This is a genomic window from Stenotrophomonas sp. YJH_SMC_123 (assembly GCF_059368215.1).
In genome coordinates this window covers 167060-179135 of record NZ_JCAFRM010000003.1, presented here as the reverse complement: position 1 = coordinate 179135, position 12076 = coordinate 167060, and the positions used below count along the sequence as shown (strand labels likewise).

Annotated in this window: 8 protein-coding genes; 5 read left to right on the top strand and 3 right to left on the bottom strand. The window is 66.3% G+C overall.

Annotation, left to right across the window (positions count from 1 at the left end; translation table 11 throughout):
* Positions 1-20 precede the first annotated feature (20 nt).
* Positions 21-3254, bottom strand: coding sequence for an efflux RND transporter permease subunit (locus AC5P5W_RS08940; RefSeq protein WP_032957879.1), 3234 nt, complete (start codon positions 3252-3254; stop codon positions 21-23).
* A gap of 74 nt (positions 3255-3328) precedes the next feature.
* Positions 3329-4573 carry an efflux RND transporter periplasmic adaptor subunit gene (locus AC5P5W_RS08935; protein ID WP_014648647.1) on the bottom strand — a complete coding sequence of 415 codons (1245 nt, stop codon included), beginning with the start codon at positions 4571-4573 and terminating at the stop codon, positions 3329-3331.
* A gap of 186 nt (positions 4574-4759) precedes the next feature.
* On the opposite strand from AC5P5W_RS08935, the gene AC5P5W_RS08930 reads away from it, so the two are divergent.
* Entirely contained in the window at positions 4760-6079 is a 1320-nt protein-coding gene (locus AC5P5W_RS08930; RefSeq protein WP_046432850.1) for a M20 family metallopeptidase, read from the top strand.
* 330 nt (positions 6080-6409) lie between these two features.
* Here AC5P5W_RS08930 and AC5P5W_RS08925 read toward each other — a convergent pair whose 3' ends face one another.
* Entirely contained in the window at positions 6410-7258 is an 849-nt protein-coding gene (locus AC5P5W_RS08925; RefSeq protein ID WP_136191755.1) for a hypothetical protein, read from the bottom strand.
* A gap of 220 nt (positions 7259-7478) precedes the next feature.
* Here AC5P5W_RS08925 and queF point away from each other — a divergent pair, with 220 nt between their 5' ends.
* The 4 genes from queF to AC5P5W_RS08905 all read left to right on the top strand — a co-directional run bounded on the left by queF (position 7479) and on the right by AC5P5W_RS08905 (position 12014).
* Entirely contained in the window at positions 7479-8297 is an 819-nt protein-coding gene (gene queF / locus AC5P5W_RS08920; protein WP_049439336.1) for an NADPH-dependent 7-cyano-7-deazaguanine reductase QueF, read from the top strand.
* A 285-nt stretch (positions 8298-8582) separates the two neighbouring features.
* On the top strand, positions 8583-8876 hold the full coding sequence (locus AC5P5W_RS08915; protein ID WP_005419771.1) for a LysM peptidoglycan-binding domain-containing protein: 294 nt from the start codon (positions 8583-8585) through the stop codon (positions 8874-8876).
* Between the two features lie 45 nt (positions 8877-8921).
* Complete coding sequence (locus tag AC5P5W_RS08910) at positions 8922-9434, top strand: hypothetical protein (RefSeq protein WP_014648644.1); 513 nt, start codon at positions 8922-8924, stop codon at positions 9432-9434.
* Positions 9435-9791: 357 nt separating this feature from the next.
* Complete coding sequence (locus tag AC5P5W_RS08905) at positions 9792-12014, top strand: NADP-dependent isocitrate dehydrogenase (protein ID WP_046432822.1); 2223 nt, start codon at positions 9792-9794, stop codon at positions 12012-12014.
* Positions 12015-12076 lie beyond the last annotated feature (62 nt).

Here is a 12076-nt window from a genome sequence, read left to right as displayed (position 1 = left end):
TTGCAGCAGCGGGGCGTGGATCATGCCTGCGGCTCCTGCAGCGAACCGTCGCGCAACGCACGCTGCTCGCGGCGGCGGGCAAGCCATTCGGAGAAGCGCTCCATGTACAGGTAGATCACCGGCGTGGTGTACAGCGTGACCAGCTGCGACAGCAGCAGGCCACCGACGATGGCGATGCCCAGCGGGCGGCGCAGCTCCGAGCCGATCCCGGTGCCCAGGGCCAGCGGCAGCGCGCCCAGCATGGCCGCGGCGGTGGTCATCATGATCGGGCGGAAGCGCAGCAGGCAGGCACGGCGGATCGCTTCGTGCGCGTTGGCACCGGCGCGGCGGGCCTCGATCGCGAAGTCCACCATCATGATGCCGTTCTTCTTGACGATGCCGATCAGCAGCACGATGCCGACGATGCCATCCACCGACAGGCTCAGGCCGCACAGCATCAGCGCCAGCAGCGCGCCGACACCGGCCGGCGGCAGCGTGGAGATGATCGTGATCGGGTGGATGTAGCTCTCGTACAGCACGCCCAGCACGATGTAGATCACCACCAGCGAGGCCAGCAGCAGCCACACCACGTCCGTCTGGCTGCCAGTGAACTCGGCGGCCTTGCCGATGAACTCGGCATGCAGGTGGGTGGGCATGTCCAGGCTGTCCTTGGTCTCCTGGATTGCACGCACCGCTTCGGACAGCGAATAGCCCGGCGCCACGTTGAACGAGACCGTCACCGCCGGCAGCTGCTGCTGGTGGCTGACCACCAGCGGCGCGCTGCTGACCTTGCCTTCGGCCAGCGCCGACAGCGGGATGATGTTGCCTGCGCCGACGGTGATGCCGGTGTTCTGCGCGCCGATGCCGGTGGCGGTCGACGAGTTCGACGAGGTGACCTGGCCGAAGCTGGTGGCATTGGTGCCGGTCAGTGCGCCGGCGCCGTTGGAGGCCACCGCCAGCTGCTCCATCAACGCGGTGCTGGTGCGGAACTCCGGTGCCACTTCCAGCACCACGCGATACTGGTTGAGCTCGGTGAAGATGGTGGAGATCTGGCGCTGGCCGAACGCATCGTAGAGCGTGTCGTCGATGGTCTGCATCGGCACGCCCAGGACACTGGCCTTGTCGCGGTCGATGTTCAGCTCCAGGGCGCGGCCCTGGTTGGACAGGTTGTTGTCCACGTCAGCCAGTTCCGGGCGCTTGCGCAGCGCTTCGGTCAGGCGCGTGGCCTGGGTCGCCACCGTTGCCGAATCGACGTCCGACAGCGAGTACTGGTACTCGGTAGCGGCCACACGGGTATCCAAGGTCACGTCCTGCACCGGCTTCAGGTACAGCGCCACGCCGGGAATGCCGGCCACCGCCTTCTGCAGGCGCGGCAGGATCTCGTCCAGGCCATCGCGCTGGCTGCGCTCCTTCAGCACGATCGACAGCTGGCCCTGGTTGAGCGTGGGGTTCATGCTGCCGGCACCGATGAATGCCGACACGCCGGTCACATCCGGATCGTGCCGCAGTGCTTCGGCGACCTGCTTGGTGCGCTGTTCCATCTGCGGGAAGGCGATGTTCTGGTCGGCCTGCACCACGCCCGTGATCAGGCCGGTGTCCTGCTCGGGCAGCAGGCCCTTGGGAATCAGCACGTACAGCAGCACGGTCAGTACCAGCGCGCCGCCGGCCACGGCCAGGGTCAGGCGCTGGTGGCCCAGCACCCAGTCCAGGCTGTGCTCGTACAGGCCGACGGTGCGCGTCCACAGGTTCTGCTTGCCGGCGGCCGCTGCGCGCTCATGCGCGTCCTCGCCCTCGGGCAGGGCGTCGGGCTTGAGCAGGTAGGCACACATCATCGGGGTGAGCGTCAGCGAGATCAGCATCGACAGCACCACCGCGATGCTCAGCACCCAGGCGAACTCGTGGAACAGGCGGCCGGTGACGCCGGGCATCAGCAGCAGCGGCAGGAACACCGCTACCAGCGAGACGGTCAGCGACAGCACGGTGAAGCCGATCTGGCGCGCGCCGATCTCGGCCGCTTCCTTGCCACTCTTCCCCTGCTCGATGTAGCGCACGATGTTCTCGATCATCACGATCGCATCGTCGACCACGAAACCGGTCGCCACCACCAGCGCCATCAGCGAGAGGTTGTCCAGCGACATGCCGGCGAAGGCCATCACCGCGAAGGTGCCGGCCAGCGACAACGGCACTGCTACCGACGGGATGATCGTGGCCCACAACCGGCGCAGGAACACGAAGATCACCGCCACCACCAGGCCGATGGTGAGGATCAGGGTGAACTGCACTTCATGCACCGAGGCGCGGATGGTCTCGGTACGGTCGTTGAAGATCTCCAGGTGCACGTCGGCCGGCAGCACGCCCTGCAGCTGCGGCAGGATCGCGCGGATGCGCTCGACGGTCTGCACGATGTTGGCACCAGGCTGGCGCCGGACTTCCAGCAGCACCGCCGGCTTTCCATCGGCCCAGGCGGCCAGCTGGTCGTTCTCCACGCCATCGATCACCTCGGCCACGTCCGACAGCCGCACCGGGCGGCCGTTCTTGTAGCTGATGATGGTGTCGCGGTACTCGGCGGCGCTGGCCAGCTGGTCGTTGGTGCCGATGCTGTAGGACTGCGTCTTGCCGTTCAACGAGCCCTTGGGCGCATTGACGTTGGCCTGGGTCAGTGCGCTGCGCAGCTGCTCCAGGGTCAGGCCCATGTTCGACAGCTGCGCCGGATTGACCTGGATGCGCACGGCAGGGCGCACGTTGCCGGCGATCGACACCAGTCCCACGCCCTGCACCTGCGACAGGCGCTGGGCCAGGATCGAGTCGGCGTAATTGTTGACGTCGCGCAGCGGGCGCGTGTCGGAGGTCAGCTTCAGGGTGACGATGGCCGCGTCGGCCGGATTCACCCGGTTGTAGACCGGCTGGTAGGGAAGCGACGAGGGCAGGGTGGCCTGGCGGATCGCCGCCTGCACGTCCTGCGCGGCGATGTCGATGTCGCGGTCCATCGAGAACTGCAGGATGATCGTCGACAACCCGGCCGACGAGTCGGAGGTCATCAGCTCCAACCCGGAAATCTGCCCGAACTGGCGCTCCAGCGGGGTAGTGACCAGCGAAGCCATGGTGGTGGCGTTGGCACCGGGGTACTGGGTGGTGACCACCAGGCTGGGCGCATCGATTTCCGGCAGCGCCGACACCGGCAGCTTGCGGTAACCGAGGATGCCCAGCAGCAACAGGCCCGCCATCAACAGCGAGGTGGCGATCGGGCGGCGGATGAAGATCGTCGAAAAGCCCACGGACTGATCCTTGCTGGCACTTCAATGTCGGCGCCGGCGGGTATGCCGGCGCGAGGGAGATCAGTGGCCTGCGCTCAGCGCGGGCCACCACCGCGACGGCCACCGCCGCCTGCGTTCTTCTGCTCGGCCGCCTTCAGTTCGGCCTCGGTCGGTGCGGCCGGGGTCTCGCCCGGCTTCAGCGCGGTGACCTTGCTGCCCGGCTTCAGGCGGAACTGGCCTTCACTGACCACCCGCTCGCCGCCCTTCAGGCCTTCGGCGATCTGCACCTGGCTGTCGCCCACTTCCACGCCGCTGCGCACCGTCTGCATCTTTACCGTGTTGTCGCCCTGCACGATGTAGACGTACTCGCCATCCGGGCCACGCAGCACCGCCTGGGTGGGGATGACCACACCACCGGCGATCGTGCGCAGCTGCATGCGCACGTTGACGAACTGGCCCGGCCACAGGCCGTTGTCGGTGTTGTCGAAAATCGCGCGCGCCTTGAACGTGCCGCTGTCGGCACTGATCAGGTTGTCGACCACGTCGAGCTTGCCGTCGCCGGACAACACATGCGAATCGGCACGGTCCAGCGCGGCCACCGGCACCGTGCCGGCGGCCTGCGCCTGGCGCACGTCGCCGAGCTGGCGCTCGGGCAGGTTGAACAGCACGTGGATCGGATGGATCTGGGTCAGCGTGACCAGCGCGGTGCCGGCGTTGACCACGTTGCCCGCGTCGACCGCGCGGATGCCGGCGATGCCGGAGATCGGTGCGGTGACCTTGGTGTACTGCAGCTGCACCTGCGCCGAACGCATGCTGGCCTCGTTGGCGGCCACGGCGCTTTCGTACTGTGCCACTTGGTTTCGCTGTGTATCCAGATCGGTCTTGGCGACGTACTGGCGATACTCAGGCGCGTTCGAGCGCTGGAAGTTGGAGCGCGCAGTGGCCAACAGGGCTTCGTTCTGGCGCTTGGCTGCGGCGGCCTGGTCATAGCTGGCCTGGGCCGTGCGCGGATCGATCACCGCCAGCACGTCACCCTGCTTCACTTCCTGGCCTTCGCGGAAATTCAGGCTCATCAGCTGGCCGCCGACCTGCGGGCTGACGGTAACGGTGTTCATCGCAGTCACCGTGCCCAGCGCGCTGGCATACACCGGCACGTCCTGGCGCGTGGCCTCCACCACGGTCACCGGTACTGGACCGGCATTCGGATCCTCGCCGCCCTGGCGCGCCCCCGCAGCTGCACCACCGGCCTTGTCCTTGCCCCCGCCCATGACGCGCAGGCCGACCACGGCCAGCACCAGCACTGCCACGACCAGCAGCACGATCTTCCAAACACGTGACATTACGAGGACTCCGAGAGGGCTGGACCAGGCGGGACGCCGGGGCAATGCGCAAAGCATACCTGTGCCACATCACGTTTCCTGCATGACGGATGGGACGGGCGCTAAGACCGGATCGAGCGCCGGAGGTTCCCGTGGCGGCGGTGTTGCCCTACATTCAGCTGGAACCCTTCTGCTGTGGAGATTGCGATGCGCCGTTCGCTGCTGCTGTCCGCCCTGCTGCTGGCCCTGCCGGCCCTTGCCCACGCCCAGGACGGGCAGCGCCCGGAAGTGACCGCCGCCGCGCAGCGGCTGCAGGCCAAGGTGGTCGAATGGCGCCGCGATTTCCACCAGCATCCGGAGTTGTCCAACCGCGAGGCGCGCACCTCGGCCGAGGTCGCCAAGCGCCTGCGTGCGATGGGCCTGAAGCCGAAGACCGGCATCGCCCACCACGGCGTGGTTGCGATCATCGAGGGCGGCAAGCCGGGGCCGAAGATCGCCCTGCGCGCCGACATGGACGCGCTGCCGGTGACCGAGCAGACCGGCCTGCCGTTCGCCTCCAAGGCCACTGACCAGTACCGCGGGCAGACCGTGGGCGTGATGCATGCCTGTGGCCATGACGCGCACACCGCGACCCTGCTCGGCGTGGCCGAAGCACTGGTGTCGATGAAGAAGGACCTGCCGGGCCAGGTGATGCTGATCTTCCAGCCGGCCGAGGAGGGCGCACCGCCGCCGGAAGAGGGTGGTGCGGCACTCATGCTGAAGGAAGGCCTGTTCGCCGATTTCAAGCCGGAAGCGGTGTTCGGCCTGCATGTGTTCTCCAGCGTGCAGGTGGGTCAGATCGCGGTGCGCGGTGGCCCGTTGATGGCGGCCTCGGACCGGTTCGGGATCAAGGTGATCGGCCGCCAGACGCATGGTTCGGCGCCGTGGAACGGGGTTGATCCGATCGTCGCCACCGCCGACCTGGTGGGCACCGCGCAGACCATCGTCAGCCGCCGCGCCAACCTGTCCAAGCAGCCGGCAGTGCTGACCTTCGGCGCGATCAACGGCGGCATCCGCTACAACATCATTCCCGATGAAGTGGAGATGGTCGGCACCATCCGCACCTTCGACGAAGGCATGCGCCAGCAGATCTTCGCCGACCTGCGCAACGTGGCCGAGCACACCGCCGCCGCGCATGGTGCCAAGGCGGTGACCGAGATCTACGAAGCCGATGGCAACCCGGCCACGGTGAACAACCCGGCACTGACCGCGAAGATGCTGCCGAGCCTGCAGGCGGTGGTGGGCAAGGACAACGTATACGAGCCACCGCTGCAGATGGGTGCGGAAGATTTCTCGCTGTACGCCAAGGAAGTGCCGGGCATGTTCTTCTTCGTCGGCTCCACCAGCGCGGGCATCGACCCGGCAACGGCGCCGGCGAACCATTCGCCGAAGTTCCTGCTGGATGAGAAGGCGCTGGATGTCGGGTTCCGCGCGCTGCTGCAGGTGAGCCTGGATTACCTGCACGGTGCCGGCACCCCGGCGGAGTGAGGGTTTCCGGCAGGGCTGCGCCCTGCACCCGCTGAAGCGGTAGTGCCGGCCGCTGGCCGGCAACCTCAAGGTCAAAAGCGGGCGATCAGTGGGATGGCGGGGTGGGTCCGGTGGCACGGGACGGCGCAAGTACGTCCCTGTAGCCTCGGTCGCGCCATCCATGGCGCTCACGCCCCTGCCACCGGACCCACCCCGCCTTCGACGGTTTCCCGCGAGCTGTCGGAACGACATCCTGCTTTGGTGGGTGTCGACCTTGGTCGACACGGCGGACGTCATGAACGTCTGAAGAAATCGAAGATCGGTATGGATTGATGCGCTGATGATGCGATTTCAGAAGCCCTTGGCAGCGGCCAGCGCTTGATCAAGCATCGGGGTTGTCCAGGCTGGTACTGGTTCGGCGGGCAGCCAGGCCAAGGGCTGGTTCATTAAGGGATGGGAGAAGGCAGATGGATTTGCCCGGCCGGCCCATTCGCGCAGGCGGAGCCATCCAAGGATTTCGTAGGGAAAGATCATCCGATCCTCCCTATCGAACTCGCGGATGTCATTCGCGGATCTATTGCGGGCCTGCTGAACGTGAAACTCCGCCAAGGCCGAAACCAGGTCATCGACCTGGCCCACGTTCTCGGTATCCCAGCTCGCAAGTGCATCAGCGTAGGGCCCCATGGTGGTGGGGGTCGAGTAGTTGTGCAGATCAATCCGCTCTTTGAACGCGGCAGCGCAAAGAAGCATCAGGAACCAGAAGTGGCGATAGATCGTCCCTGCCCCGGGACGGCCATCGTTACGCAGATCAAGAAGCTGCGTGTCCAGCCCTGCGCGCAATTGATGGAACAGAACCCTCACCTCCGCACGCCGGGCCGCCAGAAGACACAGACCCAGCGAGACGGCGGCAGTGTCTGGAAGCATCATGCAGCTGAACTGGGCCCCTAGACCCTTTCCAATCAGTAGGCTGGCCACATCCACCTGTGCACGGGCGTGGGCAGCTGCGGCGACGAGCAACTCGGGGTGCCGCTCGCGCTGGTTGAGCGAGCGATGCTGGTAATCGACCAGGTGCCAATGAGTCAGATCCTCCAGGCTCTGGCAGAGATAAGGCAAAGAGTCTTCGCTGGCCTGGATCGCAATCCGTTCAAGTTTGCCTTCTGCGTCTTCGAGGATGAGTTCCCGTTTCAATGCATCCGTCATGCTCCAGGCAGCCCAGGTCGAGACTTTGCGCTGCAGATTCCTGAATGAGCTGCCGACCATAGAGTCCCCCAAAAGGTCCAAAGCTTCCTCCGCCCAAATGTAGAGAGGTAGAGTTATTTGCGACAAAAGTTGCAAGTGTCTGTTCCGAAAAGAAATTGATGTGGCCGCTGACCCGAAATGGGAGCCCGGACAGGAGTACTCACGCGATACAATGGCGCCCATGAACACCCCACAGGATTCCAGCCTCGGTCGCGAGGTCAGTTACCCGTCGCAGTACGATCCCGGCCTGCTGTTTCCCATCCCCCGCAGCGGCGCCCGCGCCGAGATCGGCCTCGATGACGCCGCGCTGCCGTTCGTTGGCCACGACCGCTGGCATGCCTTCGAGCTGAGCTGGCTCGACGCGCGTGGCAAGCCGCAGGTCGCCGTCGCCACCGTGCAGGTGCCGTGCACCTCGCCGCGGTTGATCGAATCGAAGTCGTTCAAGCTGTACCTGAACTCCCTCAACAGCACCCGTATCGACAGCGCCGAGGCACTGCGCGCGCGCATCGTGGCGGATCTGTCGGCCTGCGCCGGTGCGCCGGTGGAGGTCGAATTCGGCCTGCCGGGCCTGCGTGAGACGCCGCTCGGCGAATCCATCGATGGGCTGGACCTGGAGATCGACTGCTACGGCCCGCCGCAGGCAGACTTCCTCGCCGCTGATGCCGGCGAGGTGGTGGAGGAAACCCTGGTCTCGGCGCTGCTGAAGTCCAACTGCCCGGTTACCGGCCAGCCGGACTGGGCCACGGTCAGCCTGCGCTACCGCGGGCCGAAGATCGACCGCGCCGGCCTGCTGCGTTACCTGGTCAGCTACCGCGAGCACGCCGAGTTCCACGAGCAGTGTGTTGAACGGATCTTCAGCGAGGTGTCTGCGCGCTGCCAGCCGCAGTGGCTGGAAGTGGAGGCCCGCTACACCCGTCGTGGCGGCCTGGATATCAACCCCTGGCGTGCCAGCCCGGGCATCGCCGCCCCGGCCGCGACCTACCGCGAACTGCGGCAGTAACCGCCATAGGCGGTTGCCCGTTGCGCCGGGCCATGCCCGGCGAGCGCCGGCCAGCGGCCGGCACTACCATGATTCGCAGGTGGTTACGGGTAGAGCCGGCCGCTGGCCGGCAATCGGCCAAGGCCGGATCCCCCTGGCACAGCCGGCCAGCGGCCGGCACTACCGGGCGTCCATTCCCCCGATTGTTCAGCCGCCCCGGGGGGCGGCTTCACATCTGCACCATCCCCATTTAACAACCTCCATGGCACCGTGCGAATCACGTAGTCATGCAGACGGGAGTTGTGGATGAGTACCGAGAAGAAAGCCGATTTCTCCGGCGTCAGTGGCAGTGTCGACAGTACCGCCGAGCAGGTGCCGAAGGCGGACTTCTCCGGCGTCAGCGCTTCGGTGGACAGCACCGCAGACGTTGTCAGCGGCGGCACCTATACCGTGCAGAAGGGTGACTCGCTGTCGAAGATCGCCAAGCAGCATCTGGGCGACGCCAATGCCTGGAAAAAGATCTTCGAAGCCAACCGCGATGTGCTTGATGACCCGGACAAGATCTTCCCGGGCCAGACCCTGAAACTGCCGCCGAAGTAAGCCGGCCATCGAACGCCGTCCGACAATCCCTGGGAGGAACCCCGAATGATCAAGACCACCCCGCTACAGACCGCCCTGATCGCCGCCCTGCTGGGCAGCGTTGCCCTGGTCGGTTGCAAGAAGAAGGAGGAGTCGACCGACAGCAACGCCGCTCCGGCAGCGACCGCCCCGGCCGAACCCGCAGCTCCCGCGCCGATGACCGGCGCACCGCCGCCGATGGCCGAAGCCGCTGCGGTCAACGTCTCGTCGGTCACCGTCGGCAAGACCGCCGCCGCCGACAAGTCGGTTGCGACGACGGCTTTGTTCGCACCGAAGGATGACATCATCGTCTCGGTCAAGACCGACGGCGCTGCAAACAACGTCACCGTTGGCGCCAAGCTGACCTATCAGGACGGCCAGGTAGCCGGCGAACAGAACGCCACCCTGAACACCAGTGGTGCGGAAACCACCAACGTCACGTTCAAGAATGCAAAGGGCTGGCCGGCCGGCAAGTACCGCGCCGAGGTCACCGTCGATGGCAAGGCGGCCGGAACGCCGCAGGAGTTCGAGGTCAAGTAAGTCCTGCCGACTCTCTCCCGGCAGGGCTCACGATGGACGCAGCCGCGAGGCTGCGTCCTTTTTTGTTGGGCGATGGCTGGCTTCATCCACGCATGGCGTGGATCTGCTGATGCGGTGGGGGGCTTCATCCTGGCGCGGATGGATCACAGCGTTGCCGCCGTGCAGTACCGCCGCGTATGGCACAGCTTTGCCCCGCGCGGCTGAAAACGCGACAATGCAGGGGTTTCCCCGCCGCGCGCCCACCCTGACGGCGACGGGGGAAAGCGTGGGGCCCGGCCCCGCGCGCGACACGGTTGCACGTGGCCCGGCGCTGGCGCCGGCCTTCCCCTGAGCACTGCTACAGAGTCCAAGTCCCCCATGTCCAAGATCCTCTACACGCTGACCGACGAAGCACCGTTCCTGGCCACCCAGTCGCTGCTGCCGATCGTCGGCGCCTACACCGCCACCGCAGGCATCGTGGTGGAAACCCGTGACATCTCGCTGTCCGGCCGCATCCTGTCGCTGTTCCCTGAACTGCTCAGCGACGCGCAGAAGGTCAGCGACGACCTGGCCGAGCTGGGCCAGCTGGCGACCACCCCGGACGCCAACATCATCAAGCTGCCGAACATCTCCGCCTCGGTGCCGCAGCTGAAGGCGGCCATCAAGGAACTGCAGGACCAGGGCTATCCGCTGCCGGATTACCCGGAAACCCCGGCCGACGACCAGCAGCGCGACTACAAGGCGCGCTACGACAAGGTCAAGGGCAGTGCGGTGAACCCGGTGCTGCGCGAAGGCAACTCCGACCGCCGTGCACCGCTGTCGGTGAAGAACTACGCGCGCAAGCATCCGCACCGCATGGGCGCCTGGGCGTCGGATTCGAAGTCGCACGTCGCGCACATGGCCGCCGGTGACTTCTACGGCAGCGAGAAGTCGGCCACCCTGGCCAACGCCGGTTCGCTGAAGATCACCTTCCACGGCAAGGACGGCAGCGCCGTGGTGCTGAAGGAAAAGACCGCAGTGAAGGCGGGCGAGATCGTCGATGCCGCCGTCATGAGCCGCAAGGCACTGGCCGCGTTCATCGGCGAGCAGATTGCCGATGCCAAGGCCCAGGGCGTGCTGTTCTCGCTGCACCTGAAGGCGACCATGATGAAGGTCTCCGACCCGATCATGTTCGGCGTGGCGGTGAACGAGTTCTACAAGGACGTACTGACCAAGCACGCCGACGTGCTGAAGCAGGCCGGTTTCGATGCCAACAACGGCATTGGTGACCTGGCTGCGCGCCTGCCGTCGCTGCCTGAAGCCACCCGCGCCGCGATCGAGGCCGACCTGGCCGCCGAGTACGCGCAGCGCCCGGGCGTGGCCATGGTCAATTCGGACAAGGGCATCACCAACCTGCACGTGCCGAGCGACGTGATCGTCGACGCCTCGATGCCGGCGATGATCCGCGACTCGGGCAAGATGTGGAATGCCGAAGGCAAGCTGCAGGACACCAAGGCGGTCATTCCGGACCGCTGCTACGCCGGCGTGTACCAGGCCGTCATCGACGACTGCAAGGCGCACGGTGCCTTCGACCCGGCCACCATGGGTTCGGTGCCGAACGTCGGCCTGATGGCGCAGAAGGCCGAGGAGTACGGCTCGCACGACAAGACCTTCCAGATCGCCGCCGATGGCGTGGTCAAGGTCACCGATGATGCCGGCGCCGTGGTGTTCGAGCACGCCGTGGAAGCTGGTGACATCTGGCGCATGTGCCAGACCAAGGACGCGCCGATCCAGGACTGGGTCAAGCTGGCCGTCGAGCGCGCCCGCCTGAGCAGCACCCCGGCCGTGTTCTGGCTGGACGCCGCCCGCGCCCACGACGCGCAGGTCATCGCCAAGGTCGAGCAGTACCTGAAGGACCACGACACCACCGGCCTGGATATCCGCATCCTGCCGCCGGTGGAAGCCACCGCGTTCTCGCTGGACCGCATCCGCAAGGGCGAGGACACCATCTCGGTGACCGGCAACGTGCTGCGTGACTACCTGACCGACCTGTTCCCGATCATGGAACTGGGCACCAGCGCCAAGATGCTGTCGATCGTGCCGCTGATGGCCGGTGGCGGCCTGTTCGAGACCGGTGCCGGTGGATCGGCCCCGAAGCACGTGCAGCAGTTCGTTGAAGAGGACTACCTGCGTTGGGATTCGCTGGGTGAGTTCCTGGCCCTGGCCGCGTCGCTGGAACACCTGGGCAACCGCTACGACAACGCCGCTGCCCGCGTGCTGGCCAAGGCGCTGGACGAAGCCAACGGCCAGTTCCTGGACAACGACAAGTCGCCATCGCGCAAGCTGGGTGGCATCGACAACCGTGGCAGCCACTTCTACATCGCGCTGTACTGGGCCCAGGCCCTGGCCGCGCAGGACGAGGACGCCGCCCTGAAGGCGCGCTTCGCCCCGTTGGCCAAGACGCTGACCGACAACGAGCAGAAGATCGTCGAAGAGCTGATCGCAGTGCAGGGCAAGGCCGTGGACATCGGCGGCTACTACCGCCCGGACGTGGCCAAGGCCAGCAAGGCGATGCGCCCGAGCGCGACCTTCAACGCCGCGCTGGAACAGCTGCGCGGCTGATCCACTGCCGTTCGGCCGTGACACCGGAACCCGCGCTTCGGCGCGGGTTTCTTTTTATGGCG

What these genes read in the sequence shown, in the direction of transcription:
- AC5P5W_RS08925 (WP_136191755.1), bottom strand. Translation starts at nt 7,258, where the DNA reads ATGACGGATGCATTGAAACGGGAACTCATCCTCGAAGACGCAGAAGGC.
- AC5P5W_RS08915 (WP_005419771.1), top strand. Translation starts at nt 8,583, where the DNA reads ATGAGTACCGAGAAGAAAGCCGATTTCTCCGGCGTCAGTGGCAGTGTC.
- AC5P5W_RS08910 (WP_014648644.1), top strand. Translation starts at nt 8,922, where the DNA reads ATGATCAAGACCACCCCGCTACAGACCGCCCTGATCGCCGCCCTGCTG.
- AC5P5W_RS08935 (WP_014648647.1), bottom strand. Translation starts at nt 4,573, where the DNA reads ATGTCACGTGTTTGGAAGATCGTGCTGCTGGTCGTGGCAGTGCTGGTG.
- queF (WP_049439336.1), top strand. Translation starts at nt 7,479, where the DNA reads ATGAACACCCCACAGGATTCCAGCCTCGGTCGCGAGGTCAGTTACCCG.
- AC5P5W_RS08930 (WP_046432850.1), top strand. Translation starts at nt 4,760, where the DNA reads ATGCGCCGTTCGCTGCTGCTGTCCGCCCTGCTGCTGGCCCTGCCGGCC.
- AC5P5W_RS08905 (WP_046432822.1), top strand. Translation starts at nt 9,792, where the DNA reads ATGTCCAAGATCCTCTACACGCTGACCGACGAAGCACCGTTCCTGGCC.